Source organism: Teichococcus aerophilus (assembly GCF_014490485.1).
GTDB classification, from domain to species: domain Bacteria; phylum Pseudomonadota; class Alphaproteobacteria; order Acetobacterales; family Acetobacteraceae; genus Pseudoroseomonas; species Pseudoroseomonas aerophila.
This window is the reverse complement of the sequence record NZ_JACTVA010000055.1, coordinates 1-20623: the sequence shown is the minus strand read 5'-3', so window position 1 is coordinate 20623 and position 20623 is coordinate 1. Positions and strand designations below refer to the sequence as shown.

Annotated in this window: 18 protein-coding genes and 1 other RNA gene; 6 read left to right on the top strand and 13 right to left on the bottom strand. The window is 69.5% G+C overall.

Going from position 1 to position 20623, the window contains the following annotated elements; translation table 11 throughout:
- Window positions 1-137 precede the first annotated feature (137 nt).
- Window positions 138-785 carry an endonuclease III gene (gene nth, locus IBL26_RS21500; RefSeq protein WP_187786581.1) on the bottom strand — a complete coding sequence of 216 codons (648 nt, stop codon included), beginning with the start codon at window positions 783-785 and terminating at the stop codon, window positions 138-140.
- Between the two features lie 314 nt (window positions 786-1099).
- On the opposite strand from nth, the gene IBL26_RS21495 reads away from it, so the two are divergent.
- On the top strand, window positions 1100-1567 hold the full coding sequence (locus IBL26_RS21495; protein WP_187786572.1) for a DUF2244 domain-containing protein: 468 nt from the start codon (window positions 1100-1102) through the stop codon (window positions 1565-1567).
- Window positions 1568-1734: 167 nt separating this feature from the next.
- Here the strand turns inward: IBL26_RS21495 and IBL26_RS21490 are convergent, their stop codons facing one another.
- A complete protein-coding gene (locus IBL26_RS21490; protein WP_187786571.1) occupies window positions 1735-2985 on the bottom strand; it encodes a UbiH/UbiF/VisC/COQ6 family ubiquinone biosynthesis hydroxylase in 1251 nt (416 codons plus the stop codon).
- Window positions 2986-3254: 269 nt separating this feature from the next.
- On the opposite strand from IBL26_RS21490, the gene IBL26_RS21485 reads away from it, so the two are divergent.
- Both IBL26_RS21485 and IBL26_RS21480 read left to right on the top strand, forming a co-directional pair.
- Complete coding sequence (locus tag IBL26_RS21485) at window positions 3255-3593, top strand: P-II family nitrogen regulator (RefSeq protein ID WP_007437055.1); 339 nt, start codon at window positions 3255-3257, stop codon at window positions 3591-3593.
- Window positions 3594-3634: 41 nt separating this feature from the next.
- Window positions 3635-4978: an ammonium transporter gene (locus tag IBL26_RS21480; RefSeq protein ID WP_187786570.1), complete on the top strand. Its 1344-nt coding sequence runs from the start codon at window positions 3635-3637 to the stop codon at window positions 4976-4978.
- A gap of 412 nt (window positions 4979-5390) precedes the next feature.
- Here IBL26_RS21480 and IBL26_RS21475 read toward each other — a convergent pair whose 3' ends face one another.
- The 5 genes from IBL26_RS21475 to ffs all read right to left on the bottom strand — a co-directional run bounded on the left by IBL26_RS21475 (window position 5391) and on the right by ffs (window position 10577).
- Window positions 5391-6512, bottom strand: a complete 1122-nt coding sequence (locus IBL26_RS21475; protein ID WP_187786569.1) for an aldo/keto reductase — start codon at window positions 6510-6512, stop codon at window positions 5391-5393.
- A gap of 667 nt (window positions 6513-7179) precedes the next feature.
- Entirely contained in the window at window positions 7180-7809 is a 630-nt protein-coding gene (gene recR, locus IBL26_RS21470) for a recombination mediator RecR (protein ID WP_187786568.1), read from the bottom strand.
- Window positions 7810-7816: 7 nt separating this feature from the next.
- Window positions 7817-8161 (bottom strand): YbaB/EbfC family nucleoid-associated protein, encoded by a 345-nt coding sequence (locus IBL26_RS21465; protein ID WP_187786567.1) that lies wholly within the window; start codon window positions 8159-8161, stop codon window positions 7817-7819.
- A gap of 290 nt (window positions 8162-8451) precedes the next feature.
- The gene (locus IBL26_RS21460; RefSeq protein ID WP_187786566.1) at window positions 8452-10407 is read right to left on the bottom strand and encodes a DNA polymerase III subunit gamma/tau; all 1956 of its coding nucleotides are present in this window, start codon (window positions 10405-10407) and stop codon (window positions 8452-8454) included.
- A 72-nt stretch (window positions 10408-10479) separates the two neighbouring features.
- Window positions 10480-10577: signal recognition particle sRNA small type (gene ffs, locus IBL26_RS21455), an RNA gene on the bottom strand.
- A gap of 147 nt (window positions 10578-10724) precedes the next feature.
- On the opposite strand from ffs, the gene nudC reads away from it, so the two are divergent.
- Together nudC and IBL26_RS21445 are read left to right on the top strand one after the other, a co-directional pair.
- Window positions 10725-11654, top strand: coding sequence for an NAD(+) diphosphatase (gene nudC / locus IBL26_RS21450; protein ID WP_187786565.1), 930 nt, complete (start codon window positions 10725-10727; stop codon window positions 11652-11654).
- Window positions 11651-11956, top strand: coding sequence for a phosphoribosylamine--glycine ligase (locus IBL26_RS21445; protein WP_187786564.1), 306 nt, complete (start codon window positions 11651-11653; stop codon window positions 11954-11956). The genes nudC and IBL26_RS21445 overlap by 4 nt, the downstream gene beginning before the upstream one ends.
- Window positions 11957-12268: 312 nt before the next feature.
- On the opposite strand, the gene IBL26_RS21440 is transcribed toward IBL26_RS21445, so the two are convergent.
- The 6 genes from IBL26_RS21440 to IBL26_RS21415 all read right to left on the bottom strand — a co-directional run bounded on the left by IBL26_RS21440 (window position 12269) and on the right by IBL26_RS21415 (window position 19413).
- Window positions 12269-13000 (bottom strand): hypothetical protein, encoded by a 732-nt coding sequence (locus IBL26_RS21440; protein ID WP_187786563.1) that lies wholly within the window; start codon window positions 12998-13000, stop codon window positions 12269-12271.
- A 543-nt stretch (window positions 13001-13543) separates the two neighbouring features.
- Window positions 13544-14224 carry a hypothetical protein gene (locus IBL26_RS21435; RefSeq protein ID WP_187786562.1) on the bottom strand — a complete coding sequence of 227 codons (681 nt, stop codon included), beginning with the start codon at window positions 14222-14224 and terminating at the stop codon, window positions 13544-13546.
- Window positions 14224-15036 carry an EcsC family protein gene (locus IBL26_RS21430; RefSeq protein WP_187786561.1) on the bottom strand — a complete coding sequence of 271 codons (813 nt, stop codon included), beginning with the start codon at window positions 15034-15036 and terminating at the stop codon, window positions 14224-14226. Before IBL26_RS21430 ends, IBL26_RS21435 begins: the two co-directional genes overlap by 1 nt.
- Window positions 15037-15575: 539 nt before the next feature.
- The gene (gene hslU, locus IBL26_RS21425; protein WP_187786560.1) at window positions 15576-16904 is read right to left on the bottom strand and encodes an ATP-dependent protease ATPase subunit HslU; all 1329 of its coding nucleotides are present in this window, start codon (window positions 16902-16904) and stop codon (window positions 15576-15578) included.
- Between the two features lie 3 nt (window positions 16905-16907).
- Window positions 16908-17456, bottom strand: coding sequence for an ATP-dependent protease subunit HslV (gene hslV, locus IBL26_RS21420; protein ID WP_187786559.1), 549 nt, complete (start codon window positions 17454-17456; stop codon window positions 16908-16910).
- A 358-nt stretch (window positions 17457-17814) separates the two neighbouring features.
- A complete protein-coding gene (locus IBL26_RS21415) occupies window positions 17815-19413 on the bottom strand; it encodes a bifunctional metallophosphatase/5'-nucleotidase (RefSeq protein WP_187786558.1) in 1599 nt (532 codons plus the stop codon).
- Between the two features lie 195 nt (window positions 19414-19608).
- Between IBL26_RS21415 and IBL26_RS21410 the strand changes: the two genes are divergently transcribed.
- A complete protein-coding gene (locus tag IBL26_RS21410; RefSeq protein WP_187786557.1) occupies window positions 19609-20523 on the top strand; it encodes a sulfite exporter TauE/SafE family protein in 915 nt (304 codons plus the stop codon).
- Window positions 20524-20623 lie beyond the last annotated feature (100 nt).

Below are 20623 nucleotides of genomic sequence, written 5' to 3'. Positions count from 1 at the left end.
TGGGTCCAACTGATGGAGAACTGCTCTAGAATCGTCAAGAAGCGCCTGCTCTCAGTCCCGATGCGCTTCGCCAGACTCGTAGAAAGAAGGGGTCCGGGGAATTCTTTCCCCGACCTTCTCCCACTCAAAAAGCCGCCTCACCGCGACGGTGGCACCCGCACCTTGTCCCCGTAATTGCACAGGGCGATCGCCACGCACCGCCAGCATTCCGGCATGCGGGCTTTGCAGACGTAGCGTCCGTGCAGGATCAGCCAGTGGTGGGCGTCCCGCAGCAGGTCCGGCGGGCAGCGTTTGACCAGGGCGTCTTCCACCGCGCGGGGTGTCTTGCCCGGGGCCAGGCCGGTGCGGTTGCCCAGGCGGAAGATGTGGGTGTCCACCGCCATGGCTTCTTCGCCGAAGGCCACGTTCAGCACCACGTTGGCGGTCTTGCGGCCGACCCCGGGCAGGGCTTCCAGGGCGGCGCGGTCGGCCGGCACGGTGCCGCCGTGCCGCTCGATCAGCAGGCGGGACATGGCGATAACGTTCTTCGCCTTGCCCTTCCACAGGCCGATGCTGCGGATATGCCGGGCCAGGCCTTCCTCTCCCAGCGCCACCATGGCTTCCGGTGTGTCGGCTTCCAGGAACAGCGTGGCCGTGGCCTTGTTGACGGAGACGTCGGTGGCCTGGGCGGAAAGCGCCACCGCCACCAGCAGGGTATAGGGGCTGCTGAAATGCAGCTCGGTCTCGGGTGCCGGGTTGGCGTCGGCCAGGGCGCGGATGAAGTCCCCGGCCTGTTTGGCGTTCATCAGGCGGGCACGGCGGGGCGCCTCGGCCGAGCCATGCAGCGGCTTGCCAGCGGTCCGCTTGCGCGGCGCGGCCCTGGCGGCGGGTGGGGGCGGCGTGGCGGCGGCGCTGGCATCCGGCGGAGTTGAGTCGGCGGCGGCGGCAGGGCGCCGGCGGGTGGCGGAGGATCGGATACGGGTCATGCTTACCTGGCAGGGTCTCGCACGCCTGCCACGTCGCGGGCGGGCGATGCGGCGGCGCTACCGACACCCTATGTTGTCCCGGCATGCGGGCAAACCCCACCCCAGGGCCAGAGCCAGCGCTCCTGCCGGAGCCGGTGCTCTTCGAGGCCGTCAGCACCCCCAGCCATAGCTTCCACCGGGGGCTGTTCCTGCTGCTCGCCACCATCACGCTGGGGTGGAGCATCGCCGGCGGCGCGGTGTTCCTGTTCCTCGGCGCCTGGCCGGTGTTCGGCTTCGTCGGCATCGAGTCGCTGCTGGCGCTGGGGCTGGTGATGCTGCACCACCGCCGCGCCGGGCGGGCGCGGGAGGTGCTGCGCCTGGCAGATGGCCGCCTGACGCTACGCCGAACCGATGCGCGCGGCCGGCTGACCGAGGCCAGCATGGACGCCTACTGGGCCCAGGTGGAATGGACGGAGCGGGAGGGCCTCGCCCTGGTGCAACGCGGCCAGCGCATGCGCATCGGCGCCTACCTGTCGGAAGCCGAGGCCGCGGAGCTGGCTGGGGAATTGCGGCAGGCTCTGGCGGCGTACCGGCGGCCGTTCTTCGATAATCCTCAGCTGTAGGGCTGGCGGGCTGAAGGTCAGGGGAGAATGGATTCTCCCCCGAAACCCCTCTTCTTCGTTTTGATCTGTTGGGTCTCACCTGCCGGCAACACCCGCACGGAGCTTGGCCGCCCAGCCCGACCCAAACACCGCAGAAAAAGGGGCTTAGGGAGTTCCCTCCCCCAACCTTAATCCGCCGCCGCAACCCCCCGTCCCGCCAGCAGCCCGCCGGTGGAGGAGGTAAAGCCCATCGCCCGTCGGGCGAAGAACTGCTTCAGCGTGGGCATGCGCTGCACGGCGGCCAGGCCCAGCCGGCGGGCCAGCCGCAGCGGCGGCAGGCTGTTGCCGAACAGCCGCTCCAGCGCATGGGTCGCGCCCAGCATCAGCAACGCGTCCGGGCGGCGGTCCGCCTGATAGCGGGCCAGCAGGCCGGCGCCGCCGGGGTCCTGGTTGGCGGCCACGGCCTCGATCAGCAGCTCGGCCAGGCTGGCCACGTCGCGGAAGCCGAGATTCAGCCCTTGGCCGGCGATCGGGTGGATGCCGTGCGCCGCATCCCCAACCAGGGCCAGGCGGGTATCGGCGTAGCGCGTGGCGTTCATGGCGGTCAGCGGATAGGACCAGCGGCGGCCGATCGGCGTGACGCGGCCAAGATGCGTGCCCATGCGGCGCTCGATCTCCCGCCCATAGGCGTCGTCCGGCATGGCCAGGAAGCGCTCGGCCAGCCGGCGCTTCTCGGTCCAGACGATGGCCGAGACGTTCGGGTACTCCTCCGTCCCCGTCATCGGCAGCTGGGCGAAGGGGCCGTTCGGCAGGAACTGCTCCAGCGCCACCTGATCGTGCGGCAGCTCGTGCGCGATGGCGCCGACGATGCCCATCTGGTGGTAGTCGAAGCGGGTGGCGCCGATGCCGGCCTGCCGGCGCAGCGGGCTGTTGCGGCCCTCGGCGCCGACCACCAACGCCGCCTTGAGCACCGCGCCGGTGGAAAGGCGGATGGTGGCGCCGGTTTCATCCCGCGTGACCTCGGCCCGCGCCGGGGCGTGCACTTGCAGATGCGCCAGCGCATCCATGCGGGCATTCAGCGCGACGCGCAGCGCCCGTGCCTCCACCATCCAGCCGAAAGGGTCGCCGCCGATGTCGGCCGCGTCGAAATCCAGGCCCAGCCGGCTGGCGGGCTCGCCAGGCTGGCCATCCAGCACGCGGATGCGGTGGATCGGCCCCGGGGTCTGCGGCAGCCCGTCCCACACCCCGGCGGCTTGCAGCAGGTTGCGGCTGGTGGCGGCGATGGCATAGGCGCGGCCGTCGAATTCCGGCCGCTCCATCGGCGGCAGCGGCGCGGCGTCCACCACCGCCACCTTCACCCCCGCCGTGGCCAGCACGGTGGCCAGGGTGGCACCCACGGGGCCGGCCCCGATGACGCAGACATCGATCTCTTCGCTCATCCCCGCATTGTGCCGCGCCGGGGTCGCCGATGCGAGGGGCGAAGCGGGGGCAGCGCGCAGGGCGGGCGGCATCCGCCCAAATTTTGTGCAGGTACGGTTTGTTCCTCCTGGTGAAACCAAAGGCATCCCGCATCCCGCCACCACGCCGCCGCCTCCGTAACGCTTCGTTGCCAAGGCCGCGCCAGCGCCACGGCCCTGGCGGCTACCTGTGGCACGGCATTCGCATAGCTCTCCCCAGGCGAGACGGAAGCAAGAGGGGACCGCGCCGCATGAAGCTGGTCATGGCGATTATCAAGCCTTTCAAGCTGGACGAGGTGCGCGAAGCGCTCACCCCGCTCGGCGTGCAGGGCCTCACAGTGACCGAGGTGAAGGGATTCGGGCGGCAGAAAGGCCAGACCGAGATCTACCGCGGCGCGGAGTACCACGTCTCCTTCCTGCCCAAGCTGAAGATAGAGGTCGCCGTACCAGGCGACCTAGTGGAAGCGGTGGTCGAGGCCATCGCCACCACCGCCCGCACCGGCAAGATCGGCGACGGCAAGATCTTCGTGCTGGATGTGGAGCGCGCCCTGCGCATCCGCACCGGCGAGACCGACGACTCGGCCCTCTGATGCCGCAGGTCCTCAACCTTATGACAACGGAACCGAAGCCGATGCGTACGGCCCTGGCGAAGGCGCGTGGCGCTGCCGCCCTTCTCCCCGCCCTGCTGCTGGCAGGCCCTGCCCTGGCGCAGGATGCCGCGCCCACTGTGAATTCCGGCGATACCGCCTGGATGCTCACCAGCACCGCCCTGGTGCTGATGATGACCATCCCCGGCCTGGCACTGTTCTACGCGGGCATGGTCCGCAAGAAGAACATCCTCGCCACGCTGATGCAGTCCTTCTTCCTGGCCGCGCTGCTCAGCGTCGTCTGGATGGTGGCCGGCTACTCCATCGCCTTCGGCGAAGGCGGCGCCTATTTCGGCGACTTCTCCCGCCTGTTCCTCTCCGGCATCGCCGCGAACTGGGATGCGCCCTTTAGCCTGGGCAGCGGCGACGGCGCGGTGGCCTTCACCATCCCCGAAACCGTGTTCGTCATGTTCCAGATGACGTTCTTCATCATCACGCCGGCCCTCGCCGTCGGTGCCTGGGCGGACCGCATCAAGTTCTCCGCCCTGGTGGTGTTCGCGGTGCTGTGGTCCCTGCTGATCTACGCGCCGGTCGCGCACTGGGTCTGGCACCCGAATGGCTGGATCTTCGCCCTCGGCGCGCTGGACTTCGCGGGCGGCACGGTCGTGCACATCAACGCTGGTGTCGCCGGCCTGGTGGGCGCGCTGGTGCTGGGCAAGCGCACAGGCCTCGGCACCGAGAACATGTCCCCCTACAACCTGGCCTTCGCCGTCATCGGCGCCAGCCTGCTGTGGGTGGGCTGGTTCGGCTTCAACGCCGGCTCCGCCGGCTCCGCCGGTGGCCGCGCGGGCATGGCCATGCTGGTGACCCAGCTGGCGGCCGGCGCCGCGACGCTCGCCTGGGTGTTCGCCGAGTGGATCACGAAGGGCAAGCCCTCCGTCCTGGGCGCTATCTCCGGCGCCGTGGCCGGCCTGGTCGCCATCACCCCCGCCGCCGGCTTCGTGCTGCCGGTGCCGGCGGTGATCATCGGCCTGGTCGCCGGTCTCGCCGGCTTCTGGGGCGCCACCGCGCTCAAGCACTGGTGTGGCTACGATGACAGCCTGGACGCCTTCGGCGTGCACGGCGTCTGCGGCATCGTCGGCGCGCTGCTGACCGGCGTGTTCGCCTACGGCCCGCTCTCCGGCACCACGGCCGACCCGGCCGGCATCTCCGGCAGCTTCAGCCAGTTCATGATCCAGGTCTACGCCGTGGCCGCGACCTTCGTGTTCACCGCCATCGGTACCTTCATCCTGCTGAAGATCGTCGACGTGATCATCGGCCTTCGGGTGACCGAGGAAGAAGAGCGCGAAGGCCTGGACGTCTCGCTGCACGGCGAACGCCTCGGCTAAGCCTTCCCCCATTCAGGGACGGAACAGAGACGACGCCGGGGAGAGGCTTCTCCCCGGCGTCTTTCGTTTGGAGAAGGCCGGGCGTTTGGAGAAGGTCGGGGGAAGGAATTCCCCCGAACCCCCATCTTTTTCTGTCAGTTTGGGAGCGCGTCTGGTTGGTGCGGTGCGCTGAACGCCGGGTTGCACCCAAGGCCAAAGTCTCAGGCGATCGCGTCCATGCCAGGCCAGAATTTTAAAATCATCAATGCCCGTGATCTGACCGGCACCCTCCGGCAAAGCGGTATGTGAAAACTGGACGCAGTGGATAAGCCCGAGGCACCAACGAACTTATCCAACCACCCGGACGCTCCAGCCCACCCCAACTCGCAGAAAAAAGATGGGGGCCTGGGGGAATTCCTTCCCCCAGCCTTCTTCACGCCGGCACCGGTGCCTCCGCCGAAATCAGCTTCTCCCGCTTCAGTTCCGCCCAGAAATCCGCCGGCACGCGCGTGCGTAGCGCATCGGCGTTCTGGCGGGCCTGCTGGGCGTTCCGGGCACCAGGAATGCTGCAGGAGACCACGGGTTGCGCGTCCAGGAAGTGCAGGGCCGCCACGCGCAGGTCGGTGTCATGGCGCTTCGCCACCGCCAGCAGCTTTTCCCGCTTCTGGCGCATGGCGGGCGGGATGTCCGGCCCGTAGTTGAAGCGGTCCCGCCCCGCCAGGAAGCCGGCGTTCAGCGGCGCGCCGACCATGAGGGAGACGCCCTTGGCGGCGCAGGCAGGGATAATACCCTTCAGCGCCTGTTCATGATCCGCCAGCGAGTACTGCGTGGCGGCGAGGAAGATATCCGGCTCCGCCACTTCCAGCGTGGCCAGGATAGGGTCGGGGCGGTTCACCCCCAGGCCCCAGGCCTTGATCAGCCCTTCTTCCTTCATCTTCTCCAGCGCGGGGATGGCACCCTTGCGGGCGACCTCGAACTGCTCCCGCCACTTGTCGCCCATGTCGGCGTTGTCGGGCGAGAGATCGTGGATATAGACGATGTCGATGCGGGCGACGCCCAGCCGCTGCAGGCTGTCCTCGATCGAGCGGCGCGTGCCGTCGGCGGTGTAGTCGTAGCGGTAGCGGAAGGGCGGCGCGTTGCGCCAGTTCCCCACATCGTCGCGCAGCCCCATCTTCGCATCCGGCTCCAGCACCCGCCCCACCTTGGTGGAGAGGGTGAAGCCGTCCCGCAGCTTGGATTGCAGGAACACGCCCATCCGCCGCTCGCTGACGCCCAGCCCGTACCAGGGCGAGGTGTCGAACAGCCGGATGCCGCCATCCCACGCCGCCTGCATGGCACCCAGCGCGTCGGCCTCCGTCGTCATGATCTTCAGGCCATTGCCCAGCGCCACGCCGCCCATGCCGATGCGCTGCGGCGGCCGCCAGCGGCCATTGCCGCCCTCATTCCGTGGCAAGGGGCCCGGCGCGCCGCCACTGGCAGGCTGCGCCGAGGCCGCGGTGGCGAACAGCGCCGCCCCCATGGTGGCTGCGGTGAGAAGAGTCCGACGTGCTGGCATGCTCAGGGTTCCCGGCCTGTGGTCCATAGGAAGGAAAGCGATCCGCGCGGGCTTCGGTTGACGAGCGGGGCGATTAAAGACGGGTGGGGAGAAGGCAGGGGAAGGAATTCCCCGGACCCCATCTTTTTTCTGGGAGTGAAGAGACTGTCTCAAAAGCTTGCCGGGTCGGGCGCGGCGGTCTTTTCCGCGCCAGCTTTGTTGGCGGCTTGGCCCAATATCCCTGCATTGGGCCTGCGCCACCTCCGCGCTGGCACGAAAGATTCCGACCGCGCTCTCAGCCAGCAGACTTCTGAAACAACCTCTAGGACTGTGCCGCGAGCCGAGAGGTTAGCGCCAAGCCGAAGGATGGACGGGCCGCAGGCGCTCGCCGGAGGTCACGGACATCAGGCGCAAATAGGCACCGGCATCGAGCACCGAGAAGAATCATTCAATATCTTCGGGCATAGCCGGACCTTCTGTCACCAGCACCCGATGGCGCCGGCCAGACATGATGATCCAGCGAGACTGCCGCCATAAGGCGTGGCTGCCAAATGACCGGCAGGCTTGCAACAACCGACTGGGCACCGCCCCAAACCGGCAGCCCCTCAAACCACCCCAAAAACTGACAGAAAAAAGATGGGGGCCTGGGGGAATTCCTTCCCCCAGCCTTCAAGACTGCCCACCACCCTCAAGCCGGCCGACGCGCCTTCAGGGCCGCGGCCAGCGTGCCGTCATCCATCACGTCCAGCGCGCCGCCCATCGGTACGCCCTGGGCCAGCCGCGTCACCACGACGCCGGAGGACCGCAGCCGGTCGTGCAGGTAATGCGCGGTGGTGGCGCCATCGACGGTGGCGGGCAGCGCCAGGATGACCTCGCCGATCTCGCCCGCGCCCACCCGTGCCAGCAGCGCCTCGATACGCAGGTCTTCCGGCCCGACGCCGGAGATGGCGGAGAGCACGCCGCCCAGCACGTGGTACAGGCCGCGATGCACCCGGGCGCGCTCCAGCGCCCAGAGGTCTGCCACGCCTTCCACCACGCAGAGCACGTCCTGGTCCCGGCTGGGGCTGGTGCAGATGCGGCAGGGGTCGGTGGTGTCCAGATTGCCGCAGATGCGGCAGGGGCGCACCGCCTCGGCGGTGCTGCGCATGGCATCCGCCAGCGGCAGCATCAGGCCGCCGGGGTCGCGCAGCAGCTTCAGCGCCGCCCGGCGGGCGCTGCGGCGCCCCATGCCGGGCAGCTTGGCCAACAGGGCGATCAGCCGGTCCACCTGATCGGTGGCGTTGTCGCCCGCCGGGCCGCCAAAATCAGGTGGGTTCATCGGCGGCTCAGAAAGGCAGCTTGAAGCCGCCGGGCAGCCCGCCGCCCATGCCGGGGATGTTCAGGCCGGCGGTGGCCTTCTGCATTTCCTCGGCCATCATCGCCTCGACCTTCTGCTTCGCATCGGCATGCGCGGCGACGATCAGGTCCTCCAGCACTTCCTTTTCCTCGGCGTCCACCAGGGAGGGGTCGATGGTCAGCTTCTTGAGGTCGCCCTTGCCGGAAAGCGTGACCTTCACCATCCCGCCACCGGCGGCGCCGTCGACTAGGGTGGCGTCCAGCTTGGCCTGCATATCCTGCATCTTGGACTGCATCTGCTGGGCCTGCTTCAACATGCCGGCGAGGTTCTTCATGGGTGCTCCTTGAGCGTCGTGGCCTGGGGGCGGATCCGCCGGAAGGCCGGATACGCGCGTTGAGACAGAGTGACCAGGGCGCACCGCAACGGTGCATCCTGGCGCATGACGCCCCAGGCCGGATCCACCTGGGGCACAACCAAATACAGGCCCAGGGCATGCCGGCTGCGTCTTTCCGCAGCGGACCGCCCTGGTGCGTGATCATCCCGGGGCCGGATCAACCGGAGACCTGAATCACGCGATCAACAGGTTAGAGCGTGGCCGCCGCATCGGGTTGCAGCGGGTCTGCCCTAGAGGTCGTCGAGATCGACGGATTCGGCGTCGAGCGGTGCGAACTCAGGCCCCATATCGTCACTGTCGGCGGGCAGGTCCAGGGCCGGCAGGCCGTAATCGTCCAGGCTTTCGTCATGCACGCCTTCCACCTTGGCGCCGGGAAAGGCCAGCAGGATGGCCTGGACCATCGGGTGGGACTGGGCGATCAGCAGCCGCTCGCCCGCCGCGTGGCGGCCCTGCTCCGCCAGGGTCGGCTCGCCCGGGGCATTGGAGAGGGTGATGGTCCAGCGCGTGCCGGTGGCTTCCTGCAGGAAGGCGGTGAGTTGCCCGGCCAGGTCGCGCGGCGCTTCCGGGATCGGCCGCAACTCCAGCCGCCCGGGTGCGAAATCGACGAGATGCACGCTGTGCAGCAGGTGGGCATGCAGCATCGGCTGCCGGCCGGAAGCCAGGGCCACCAGCTCCCGGAACGCGCGCGGCTGCGGCAACAGCGCCGGGGCCTCGGCCATCGCCACCGGCGCGCCATTGGCCACGGCGCGGGTGGCACCGCCGGAATGCGTCCCGGTATGGGCGCTGGCGGCGGGCGCACCGCGCGGGGCGGCGGCACCATCGGCAGGCCCGGCCGCCATCTGCGGCGTGGCGCCGCTCTCGGTCAGCCGGCGCACCAGGTCGCCCGGTGTCGGCATATCGGCCAGATGCGCCAGGCGGATCAGCACCATCTCGGCCGCCGCGCGGCGGTCCGGCGCATCGGCGACCTCGGAAATGCCCTTCAGCAGCACCTGCCAGGCACGGCCCAGCACGGGAATGGACAGCTTCTCGGCCAGCGCCACGCCACGCACCCGCTCGGCCTCCGGCAGGGAGGGGTCCTGGCGCAGAGACGGCACGGCGCGCAGGCGCGTCAGCGTATGGGTCAGTTCCAACAGGTCGGCCAGCACCACGCCGGGGTCGGCGCCGCGCTCATGCCCATGGTCCATCGTGGCCAGCACGGCGGCGATGTCGCCGCGGAAGGCACCTTCCAGCAGGTCCAGCAACAGGGAGCGGTCGGCCAGCCCCAGCATGTCCCGCACCCTCGAGGCCTGGATGCCGCCCTCGGCCCCCGCCGCCTGGGCAATGGCCTGGTCCAGCAGCGAGAGCCCGTCGCGCACCGAGCCATCGGCGGCGCGGGCGATCATGGCGATCGCCTCTTCCTCCGCCGGGATGCGCTCCCGCCCCGCGATATCGGTGAAGTAGCCGCGCAGCTGCTCCTGCGGCACCCGGCGCAGGTCGAAGCGCTGGCAGCGGGAAAGGATGGTGGCCGGGACCTTGCGGATCTCGGTCGTGGCGAAGATGAATTTTACCTGTGGCGGCGGTTCTTCGAGTGTTTTGAGCAATGCGTTGAATGCTGCGGTCGACAGCATATGCACTTCGTCAAGGATATAGACCTTGAAGCGCGCCCGGGCCGGGCGGTAGCGCACGGCCTCCCGCAGCTCACGGATATTATCCACGCCATTGTTGCTGGCGGCGTCCAGCTCCAGCACGTCCGGGTGGCGGTCGGCCAGGATGGCCTGGCACTCGGCGCAGACGCCGCAGGGGCTGGCGGTCGGGCCGCCCTTGCCATCCGGCCCCACGCAGTTCAGCGCGCGGGCGATGATGCGGGCCGTGGTCGTCTTGCCCACGCCGCGCACGCCGGTCAGCATGAAGGCATGCGCCACGCGGTTCTGCGCGAAGGCGTTGCGCAGGGTGCGCACCAGCGCATCCTGGCCCACCACCTCATCGAAATTCTGCGGGCGGTACTTCCGCGCCAGCACCCGGTAGGGGGTGGAAGGCGCCTCGGCCATCACCGGCGCGGCGGGCGCGGCGGCGGCCGGTTCCTCCACGAACAGGCCTGGGCCCTCAGGCACGGGCGGCGGCGCATCGCCGAACAGGCCGGGGCCTTCGGGCGCGGGCGCCTCGGGCAGCGAGGCATCGGGCATGTCGTCGGAGAGATCACTGCTCATGGCGCGCGGCAAGATCCGGAGTAGGGCCCCGAGGGGCCGGGATGCCGCCAACCGGCAGATGGCGTGCTGAAGGTGGAAGGCCGATGAAACGACCCAAGCGAGAGCTCGTTACGGCTGCTTCCTTCCGGACCTGACCGGGTTGGCGAGACGCCTGTCCGCCACCAACCTTCCGCGGGCACAATACCATGCCGCCCCCCCTCCCCCGCAAGGGGGGTCCCGCCCGCCAATCGAAGCGGCGGCTTGGGCGGCCGGATACGCCCGGCCGGATGGCGGCTGCCATTGCCCCGCCGCCGGTCGCGTGGCAGGGTCGCGCCCGCATGTTGTCCGTCCCCGCCAGCCGCCCCAATGCCTACACCGGCAGCCCGCTTGACCGAGTTTCCGGCCAGCGGGACGACGAAGCCTTCGTCACAGCCGCCCTCTCCTCGCCGGAGGCACTCTTCGTGCCTGTCTGGCGGAACCAGAGCCTGATGAAAGGCGTCGAGGAGGGCCACCCCGAAGCGGTGCTGCTCTCCGCCGAGGCCGCCGGCGCCGTGCGCATGGCCGATGGGCCCTGGGCCCTGCTGGGACTGTGGGACGGCCGCCCCGTCTTCGCCGTCGATTGCTCCGGCGCCGAGGACCCGCTGCCGCTGCTGCCCGATGGCTTCGGACGCTTCTCCGACCTGCGCGGCGTAGCCGGGCTGCTGCCCGCCGGGGAGGCCAGCGTGCTGGCCCACGCGCGCGGCCTGCTGCACTGGCGGGTGCGCCACCGCTTCTGCGGCGTCTGCGGCGGTGCCTGCGCCCCGCGCAGCGCCGGCAACGCCCTGGCCTGCACCGTCTGCAACGCCCAGCATTTCCCCCGCACCGATCCGGCCGTGATCATGCTGGTGGTGAAGGACGACAAGGTCCTGCTGGGCCATTCCACTCGCTTCCCCAACACCACCATGTACTCCACCCTCGCCGGCTTCGTGGAACCGGGCGAAAGCCTGGAGGAAGCGGTGCGCCGCGAAGTGCTGGAAGAGACCGGGGTGCATGTCGGCGAGGCCTGGTACCACTCCTCCCAGCCCTGGCCCTTCCCGGCTAGCATCATGCTGGGCTTCCACGCCGAAGGCCTGAGCGACGCGATCACCATCGACCCCGCCGAGCTGCGCGACGCGCGCTGGTTCAGCCGGGACGACCTGCGTAACCACGCGGCACTGGGCTTCAGCCTGCCGCGCCTGGACTCGATCGCCCGCCGGCTGATCGAAGACTGGCTGGAGGCCACAGCATGACCACCACCCTACGCTTCCTGCCCTGCCTGGCCCTCGTCCTGCTGGCCGCCTGCTCCAGCAACACCGCGCCGGCGCCGGACCTGATCCCCGATACGCCGATGCAGCGCGCCTGCCGCGCCGAAGCCCGCAACGACCCGGCCGTGGTGAATCTCAGCCGCCAGCGCAACCTGGGCAACTGGGCGAACGAGAACCGCGTGGGCTACGAGATGCGGGTGGCGGAAACCCAGGCCTACCGCGAATGCATGCGCCGTAACGGCGCCGCCATGCCCGGCGGCGTGGAAAGCCCGCGCCCGCGGTTCTGACGGTCCTCCACTCCAGGGTTTTCGGGTGAAGGAGGGCCGGGGAAGGAATTCCCCAGGCTCCATCTTCTTTTTGCGAGTTTGGCCTGGCGCTGCAGCACTGAGAGCGGACGCTGCTTGATGATTTTAATCATGGGCCACAAGGGCTGAACCGTCAGTCGCCGGAGGTCCAGGACCTCCGGCGCACCCAGCCTTCGCTCAAGACCGCCTCTCTCAGCAGCCACACCCGAAGAACTCGAAAAAGTAAAAGAAGGATCAAACCTATAGGTTTGATGGGGAACTCTTTCCCCGGCCTTCCCCAACCCGGCCATGCCCTCAGCGTGCCCGCTGGTACACGCCGCTGAAGCTCACATTCATGCCGCCACAGCGCAAATTGTCCTGCACGGCCAGGTAGGCGCCCAGCAGCACCACGCGCATGCGGCAGTTCAGCGGATTGCCGGCTTCGTAGGGCACGGTCTCGCCTTCGTTGTCGCTCTCGGCGAACTGCAGCAGCGCGCCTTCGGGTACCGCATCGGCCAGGACGGAGCCGCTGTTGATGCCGCCGCGCGCCACGCGCTCGGGGTCCGCGCGCCCCCAGGTGGCGCTGCCGGTGACGTGCAGCCTCGGGCCCTTGCGGGGGGCGATCTCAATGGCCTGGTCCAGGATGCGGGCGCCCTGCCAGCGGCCGATCCAGGCCTCGCGTGGCGGCGTCGGCGGGGCGGCGAGCAGGTCCAGCGCCGCGATCGGCAGCCAGCCACTGGTGGATTGGCCGCGCGGGTTGAGGAAGGTGACGCAGCCATACGCCCCGTTGCTGCGGCTGAGCACCGCGCGGTCCCCCGGCACCAGAAAGGCCTGGGACTGGGTGGAGGCCCCCTCCGGCGAATCGCGGAAATACAGCCGGCGCGGCCCGGCCTTCACCTCGGCCAGCACGAAGCCCTGGGCGTTGTCGGTGGTGGCGATGCCGTAGCAGGCATTGTCCTGCGCCAGGGCGGGGCTGGGCGCAGCCAGCGCGAAGCCGGCGGCGATGGCCAGCCCGGCACAGAGGGAAGACAGGCGAAGAGGCATCATATCCGGCAGGTTCCGCATGCGGTTCTGCCCCATGCATCGCTGGGCGTGGGGCGGCGTCATCTGAACCGCGCGGCACGGCGGCGGAAAGGGGCCGCGGTGGTGCGCACGCAAAAGTGCCGGCGCATGCAGGGGCGTAGGCCGGACGCATTGGCAGCCATTATCCAGCGCGTGGATGGTCAGCCGGCCGTTACAACGGCCCTAGCGCCGATCGGATTTCAACCGGGGCGGGGAAGAAGGTCAGGGGAAAGAATTCCCCTGAAACCCCTTCTTTTTTCTGTCAGTTGGCTTGAGGCTTCAGGGCGACTAGGTGCGCCATAGGAAAAGATCGTGAGCCGCCTGGACTAAGCCGCCAGTCGCCGAAAATCATGAACCGCCGGCGCAATACCGGCCTGGGCCCAGAATGGCCGACGCCCTCACATCCACCCCCGAAACTCGCAGAAAGGAGAAGGGGCCCGGGGAATTCTTCCCCCGGCCTTTCCGCCCAATGCTGACTGTCGATCCGTCCTGGAATGCAGTTGGCCGCATCCGATCGGCCCCGCCCGCTCACCCGCGCCGGTACACGCCGCTGAAGCTGACGCCGGGATCGCCGCAGCGATGGTTGTCCTGAACCATCAGGTAGGGTTCCAGCAGCAGCATGCGGACGCGGCAGGCCTCGCCCTGGTCGCGGCGCGGGGTCTCGGCCGCCACGCTGAAGGCCAGGGTGTTGCCCTGCGGCTGCACTTCCGCCGCCAGGGTGCCGTTGCCGGCCGGGGCCAGCCCAGTGCCGGGGCGGCCGGCGCCGGCGGTGCCTTCCACCTGCAGCAGGCCGACGCTGCGGGGGCGGATCTGCACCTGCTGCTCCAGGCCGCGATGGCCGCTCCAACGCCCGGCCCAGGCGGTCGGCAGCACGTCCCGCTGCTCCGGCACCGGCCGCAGCGCGTCCAGCGGCAGCCATCCCGCGGTCGCCCGGCCGCTGGTGTGCAGGTAGGACGCGCAGCCATACCCGTTGCGCTGGCGGGAGAGGACGACGGCATCGCCCGGCACCAGAAAGGCATTGGCCCGGGTGGAATCGGCGCGCGGGCTGTCCAGGAAATACAGCCGGGCCGGGCCGGGCGAGACTTCGGCGGCGGTGAAGGCGGTATCGGCGGGTTCGATGCCGCCGCACTCGTCGCCCGCCGCCCAGGCCGGGCCCGCCCCTAGTGCCAAGCCGGCCACAGCCAGGCCGGCCAGCAAGCCATGGCGCATCAGACGGCTTCCGCGCGCAGTTCCACCACCGGCGCCGCCGGGCGGCCTTGGCCCCAGGCCAAGCGGACATTCACCGCACCGTATTCCCGCTCCAGCCGCCGCACGGTGAAGTGGGCGCGGCCCAGGGCGCGGAAATGCTCTAGGAAGGCCAGGTTCACCGCCGCGCCGGCGGCGGCGCCGAACACGGGCGCGGCCTGCGCCCCCAGCTTGAACATCAAAGGGCCGGTGAAGCGGGCCGCGATGGCGCCGATGAAGCCCGGCAGCAGCGCCGCGCTCATATTCGGCAGGAACTGCGCCAAGGCAAGGCGCGTGGCGAAGTAGCCGGTTTCGGTTGCGTCATCCGTCGTACCCGGGCCGCCGAGCGCGAACACCTTCAGGCATTCGGCCCCTGTCTCGGGCGCCGTCGGGTCCTCGCCGGCCGACGCAGCCTCGGCGGCGATCTGCCGCAGCAGCAGCGTGGTGGAGACCGGCAGCTCGATCAACGTGCCCGGCAGGCCGAACGCACCGCCGGCGGCGCCGCTGGCGGCCGCCATGCCCCGGTGCATCCAGGTGGTGGAAAGCCCCGGCGGCGTCCAGCCCGGCGCGCTGCGCGTGGCGGCGGAGAGCGCATTGGCCAGCGCCTTGCGCACCACGTTGTCCACCATGCCCTGCGCCATCTTCGGCAGCCGCTTGCGCAGCGCCTCGATCGGCGTGCCGGCCATACCGGCCAGCTTGGCGGCCAGCGAGCTCTCCTCCAGCACCCGCCTGGCCTCATCCAGCTCCGCCTGCGCGTGCGGCGGGATGGGGAGGGTGGCGGGCAGGTTCTCGGTCATGGTCGTTCGGTCCCTGGCAGGGCGATGGTCCCTGGCGGCGTCGCCAGGACAATGGATCGCACGATCAACAACGCTCCGGCAGCCGGCAGGCTGCGCGGCAAGCCGAAGCGGCAGCACATCTTGGGACGATGCGGCCGTTCGGCAATCCAATTTGGGGAGAAGGGAGAAGGCTGGGGGAAAGAATTCCCCCAGGCCCCCATCTTCTTTTTGTCAGTCTGGGTTCGGGCGTCAGGGGCGGGGCGGCGGACGGCCTGCCTGGTGAATCCGGGAGACTGCTTCAGGATTCTGCCGGGGCGCGGCCCGACTGTTTCGTGCCAGCACGAAGGCGGCGCAGACCCAATACTGGGACACTGGGCGCGGCCGCCGGCAAAACTGACATGCCGCGCAGGCCAGGACTTCAGTCGCCGGACGCGATGAATCTCAGGTGCAACCCAGACACAGGTTCATGCAGGGGCCGACCTGCCCCCAGCCACACCCGAAAAACTCGAAAAAAGAAAAGAAGGGGCCCGGGAAATTCCTTCCCCGGCCTTCCTCCACCCTCAAAGAATAAAGCGGCTCAGATCGGCGCTGGCGGCCAGCGGGGCCACCTTCTCCTTCACGTAGCCGGCGTCCACCTTCAGGTGTTCCCCGTTGCGGTCGCTGGCGTTGAAGGAAATCTCCTCCAGCATCCGCTCCAGCACCGTCGCCAGCCGGCGGGCGCCGATATTCTCGACGCGCGCATTGATGTCGGCGGCCAGGTCAGCCACGGCATCGATGGCGTCGTCGGTCAGTTCCAGCGTCACCCCCTCGGTCCCCAGCAGCGCCACGTATTGCTTGGCGAGGCTGTGTTCCGGCTCCGTCAGGATGCGGCGGAAATCATCGCGCGACAGGGCGGAAAGCTCGACGCGGATCGGCAGGCGGCCCTGCAGTTCCGGCAGCAGGTCCGCCGGCTTGGCGATGTGGAAGGCGCCGCTGGCGATGAACAGGATATGGTCGGTCTTCACCGGGCCATGCTTGGTGCTGACCGTAGTACCCTCGATCAACGGCAGCAGGTCCCGCTGCACGCCTTCGCGGGAGACATCGGCACCGCGGCCGCCACCATCGGTGGAACGGGCGCAGACCTTGTCGATTTCGTCCAGGAAGACGATGCCGTTATTCTCGGCGTTCGCGATGGCGTCGCGGGTCAGCTTGTCGTTGTCCAGCAGGCGGTCGGCCTCGTCCCGCGTCAGGGCGATGCGCGCTTCCGGCACGTGCATCTTGCGCGCCTTGGCCTGCTTGCCGAACATCTTGCCCATCATGTCCTGGATGTTGGCCATCTGGCCGGGCTGCATGCCCGGCATGTCCATCATCCCGATCGGCGTGCCGGAAGGCTGGTCGGCCACCTGCACCTCGACCTCCTTGTCCTCCAGCTGGCCCTCGCGCAGCATGCGGCGGAACTTCATGCGGGTCTCGCCCGAAGCCCCCTCGCCCACCAGCGCGGTCACCAGCCGCTCCTCGGCGGCCAGTTCGGCCTTGGCCTGCACGTCCTTGCGCGCGGCATCCCGCGTGCGGGTGATGGAGACCTCCACCAGGTCGCGGATGATGCTCTCCACATCGCGGCCGACATAGCCGACCTCGGTGAACTTGGTCGCTTCCACCTTGATGAAGGGCGCATCGGCCAGCTTGGCCAGGCGGCGGGCGATCTCGGTCTTGCCGCAGCCGGTGGGGCCGATCATCAGGATGTTCTTCGGCACCACCTCCTCGCGCATGCTCTCCGGCAGCTGCTGCCGGCGCCAGCGGTTGCGGAGCGCGATAGCCACGGCACGCTTGGCGTCGTTCTGGCCGATGATGAAGCGGTCGAGCTCGGAGACGATCTCGCGCGGAGACAGGTTCACGGCATCAGTCGTCATGATTCAGATGGTCTCCAGCACGTAGCGCCCGTTGGTGTAGACGCAGATATCGGCGGCGATGGTCATGGCCTTCTTGGCGATGTCCTCGGCCGTCATGCCCTCCACGTCGATCAGCGCCCGCGCGGCGGCCAGGGCGAAGTTGCCGCCGGAGCCGATGCCGATGATGGAATCCTCCGGCTCCAGCACATCGCCATTGCCGGTGATCAGCAGGGAGCGGTCCTTGTCCGCCACCGCCAGCAGCGCTTCCAGCCGCCGCAGGTAACGGTCCGTCCGCCAGTCTTTTGCCAGTTCGACCGCTGCCCGCTCCAACTGGTCGGGAAAACGCTCCAGCTTCGCTTCCAGCCGTTCCAGCAGCGTGAAAGCATCGGCGGTGGCCCCGGCGAAGCCAGCGACCACCTTGCCATTCGCAATGCGCCGAACCTTGCGCGCATTGTTCTTCACCACAGTCTGCCCAAGGCTGACCTGGCCATCGCCGGCCATGGCCACGCGCCCATCCTTGCGAACGCACAGGATGGTGGTGCCGTGCCAGCCGATCGGATCTTGTGTCGTCATATTCATGCAGGCCGAGATGGCATCGCACTTGCTTCAGAACAAGGATGCCACTGCGACGGCTCAGCCTGCGCTGGCTTGCCCGTGGCCAGGGAGGGTGGCGCCCTCCCTGGACCCTCTGGCCGGGGTGGAAAGTCCACCCCGGACCAAGCTGTCCAGTTTTGTCGCCGTGCGGCGCCGAGGCGATACGCTGGCGCAAAGCGCATTCAAAGAAGCCTTATGGCCTCCCAAAGCCGAGGCCTGGACCACCAAAAACCCCCGACTCTTGGAAAAACAACAGCTTCGAAAGCCCAACGGGCGGCGGAGGCTGGGGTGGCACCGCCACCCCAGCGGGGTCCGGGGGCAGCGCCCCTGGCCCGCCTCACCGAGAAACCAGCCGCCCTTCCACCGCGACGGACAGGCCGGGTCGCGCATCCAGGTACGCCGCCAGCATGTCCTCCAGCGCCGGGCCATTGTCATAGGCCTCCAGCGCGTCATCCCTCAGCGCCGCATAGCCGTCCCCGCCCTGGCGCATGAAATTGTTGGTGACGATGCGGTAGGCGCGGTCCGGCTCCAGCGGCACGAAGCGGTCGCCCTGGCGCACTTCGACTGTGCGAATGCGCCGCCCGGCCGGCGCGGCCGCGTCGTACTCCACCTTCAGCCCGGCGACCTGCGGGAAGCGGCCGCCCTTGCGGTCGAGTTGCGAGAGCCCGTTCTCCAGCGCCGCGCGCAGCGCGCCGCCGCGGAGGGTCAGCGTGGCCAGGGTGTTGGAGAACGGGACGAGGGAGAGCACGTCCCCCCAACTGACGGTGCCGGCCGGCAGGTTGGCGCGCAGGCCGCCGCCATTGGTCAGGGCGATCTCAGCCTGCGGCTCGGCCGCCAGCATGGCGTCGGCCAGCAGGTTGCCCAGGGCGCACTCGGCCTCCCGGCACAGCTCGATGCTCAGCGGCACCGCCAGGCGGCCGACGGGGCGCGCCCGCCACTCGGCCAGCGGCGCGGCGTAGCGGGCGACGATGGCGGCCACCTGCGGGTCCGGCACGATGTCGGGCGTGATCTCCCGCACCGCGCCGGCATGCGCGGCGATGCGGCCATCGGCGCCGAGATCGAGGTCCAGCCGGCCGAGCCAGCGGCCATGGCAGCCGGATTGCACGATGCGGACGGTACGGTCCCGCCCCTCCACCAGCGTCGGGTGCGGCCCGGCGGCGCCGGTCAGCCCGTTGGCCAGCAGCGTGTGGCTGTGCCCGCCGGCGATCAGGTCGATGCCCGGCACGGCCGCCGCCAGCGCCTGGTCCACCCCCAGCCCCAGATGGGAGAGGATGACGATGGTGGCCGGGCCGCCGGCGCGGATGGCGGCGATGCTGCGCTCGGCGGCGGCGAAGGCATCGGTGAAGCGCAGGGTCGGGCCGGGGGAGGAACCCTGCGGCGTCGTCTCCGTCGTCAGGCCGATGATGCCGATGCGCGCGCCGCCCCTGTCCAGCACCACATGGGGCCGGATGCGCCCGTCCAGCAACGGCTCCCGGCTCGTGTCCAGGTTGGCGGAGAGCAGCGGGAAGGGCACGGCGGCGGCGTAGCCGGCCAGCACGCCTGGCCCGTTATCGAACTCGTGGTTGCCCAGCGCCATCACCCCGGTGCCGATGGCGCGCTGCACGGCGGCCTCGGCCAGGCCGTGATGCGCGGTGTAGAACAGGCTGCCCATGAACTGGTCGCCGGCATCGAGCTGCAACAGCGCGCGGCCATCGGCGGCGATGGCGGCGCGGCCCTCCGCCAGCGCGGTGGCCAGCCGGGCGCTGCCGCCGATGCAGGGGCGGTCCGCCCGGCAGGCGGCGGAGGCGGCATCCACCCCCTCATGCTTCGAATGGAAGTCGTTCACATGCAGCAGCGCGAGGCGGGATGCGGCCTCCGCGGCGGCGCGGCGCAGGGCCGGCGCGGCGAGCGCCACGGCGAGGCCGGAGGACAGCAGGGCACGGCGGGTCGCGGCCATCGTGGTTTTTCCATAACGATGCAGGGAAATGCTGTCGAAAGGCACTGCCACGGCTGCCTTTAGCCCAAGACTTGCCGTATTTCGAATGTCCCTTGGGTGACGTTCTCCGCGAATCCTGAACGCCTCCTCTGACGACCCCTCCCGGGCGGGTTCGATCCCCGCCTCTCCTCGGCCCGAACTGCACTGGAATGCGCGATGCAGGTCTACCTGCCGATCGCTGAGATGTCGGTGGATGCCCTGCTGTTGCTGGGAATCGGCTTTGGCGTGGGCTGGCTTTCGGGCATGTTCGGCGTCGGCGGCGGCTTCCTGCTGACCCCGATCCTCATCCTCATCGGCATCCCCTCCCCCGTCGCCGTCGCGTCGGGCGCCAACCAGACGCTGGGTGCCTCCGTCTCCGGCCTCATCGCGCAGTGGCGGAAGGGGAATGTCGATCTCAAGATGGGCGGGGTGCTGCTGGCGGGCGGCTTCACCGGCAGCTTCCTCGGCGTACAGTTATTCGCCTGGCTGCGAAGGCAGGGGCAGGTCGACCTCGCCGTGTCCATCTTCTACGTGGTGGTGCTGGGCAGCGTCGGCGCGCTGATGGTGCGGGAGAGCGTGCGCGCCATCCTGCGCCGCCGCCAGAAGGGCGCCAAGCCGAAGCGGCTGCACGCGCATTTCTGGATGCACGGCCTGCCCTTCAAGATGCGGTTCCGCAAGTCCCGGCTCTATATCTCGGTGATTCCGCCGCTGCTGGTCGGCTTCAGCATCGGCGTGCTCTCCGCCGTCATGGGCGTCGGCGGCGGCTTCATGCTGGTGCCGGCGATGATCTACCTGCTCGGCATGCCCACCTCCGTCGTCATCGGCACCTCGCTGTTCCAGGTGGTGTTCGTCGCCGCCAACGTGACGCTGTTGCAGGCGGTCAGCACCGGCAGCGTGGATATCGTGCTGACGCTGCTGCTGTTGATCGGCGGCGTGGCGGGCGCGCAGTTCGGCGCCGCCATGGGCACCCGCCTGCGGGGCGAGGAGACGCGCGCGCTGCTGGGCGCCATGGTGCTGGCCGTCGCCCTCAGCCTGCTCTGGGGCCTGGTGGCGACGCCGGAGAGCGCCTTCGTCATCGGGCCGTTGCCGTGAGGCGCATCGCCGGCGCGCTGGGCCTGCTGCTGGCCGCGCTGCTGCCGGCCGCCGCGCCCGCCCAGCCGGCACCGCCCCTGGCCGCCCACCCGGTGTTCGA

Coding starts and splice junctions, on each gene's coding strand:
- nth (WP_187786581.1), bottom strand. CDS start 785: ATGAACGCCAAACAGGCCGGGGACTTCATCCGCGCCCTGGCCGACGCC.
- IBL26_RS21490 (WP_187786571.1), bottom strand. CDS start 2,985: ATGAGCGAAGAGATCGATGTCTGCGTCATCGGGGCCGGCCCCGTGGGT.
- IBL26_RS21485 (WP_007437055.1), top strand. CDS start 3,255: ATGAAGCTGGTCATGGCGATTATCAAGCCTTTCAAGCTGGACGAGGTG.
- IBL26_RS21480 (WP_187786570.1), top strand. CDS start 3,635: ATGCGTACGGCCCTGGCGAAGGCGCGTGGCGCTGCCGCCCTTCTCCCC.
- IBL26_RS21475 (WP_187786569.1), bottom strand. CDS start 6,512: ATGCCAGCACGTCGGACTCTTCTCACCGCAGCCACCATGGGGGCGGCG.
- recR (WP_187786568.1), bottom strand. CDS start 7,809: ATGAACCCACCTGATTTTGGCGGCCCGGCGGGCGACAACGCCACCGAT.
- IBL26_RS21465 (WP_187786567.1), bottom strand. CDS start 8,161: ATGAAGAACCTCGCCGGCATGTTGAAGCAGGCCCAGCAGATGCAGTCC.
- IBL26_RS21460 (WP_187786566.1), bottom strand. CDS start 10,407: ATGAGCAGTGATCTCTCCGACGACATGCCCGATGCCTCGCTGCCCGAG.
- nudC (WP_187786565.1), top strand. CDS start 10,725: ATGTTGTCCGTCCCCGCCAGCCGCCCCAATGCCTACACCGGCAGCCCG.
- IBL26_RS21445 (WP_187786564.1), top strand. CDS start 11,651: ATGACCACCACCCTACGCTTCCTGCCCTGCCTGGCCCTCGTCCTGCTG.
- IBL26_RS21440 (WP_187786563.1), bottom strand. CDS start 13,000: ATGATGCCTCTTCGCCTGTCTTCCCTCTGTGCCGGGCTGGCCATCGCC.
- IBL26_RS21435 (WP_187786562.1), bottom strand. CDS start 14,224: ATGCGCCATGGCTTGCTGGCCGGCCTGGCTGTGGCCGGCTTGGCACTA.
- IBL26_RS21430 (WP_187786561.1), bottom strand. CDS start 15,036: ATGACCGAGAACCTGCCCGCCACCCTCCCCATCCCGCCGCACGCGCAG.
- hslU (WP_187786560.1), bottom strand. CDS start 16,904: ATGACGACTGATGCCGTGAACCTGTCTCCGCGCGAGATCGTCTCCGAG.
- hslV (WP_187786559.1), bottom strand. CDS start 17,456: ATGACGACACAAGATCCGATCGGCTGGCACGGCACCACCATCCTGTGC.
- IBL26_RS21415 (WP_187786558.1), bottom strand. CDS start 19,413: ATGGCCGCGACCCGCCGTGCCCTGCTGTCCTCCGGCCTCGCCGTGGCG.
- IBL26_RS21410 (WP_187786557.1), top strand. CDS start 19,609: ATGCAGGTCTACCTGCCGATCGCTGAGATGTCGGTGGATGCCCTGCTG.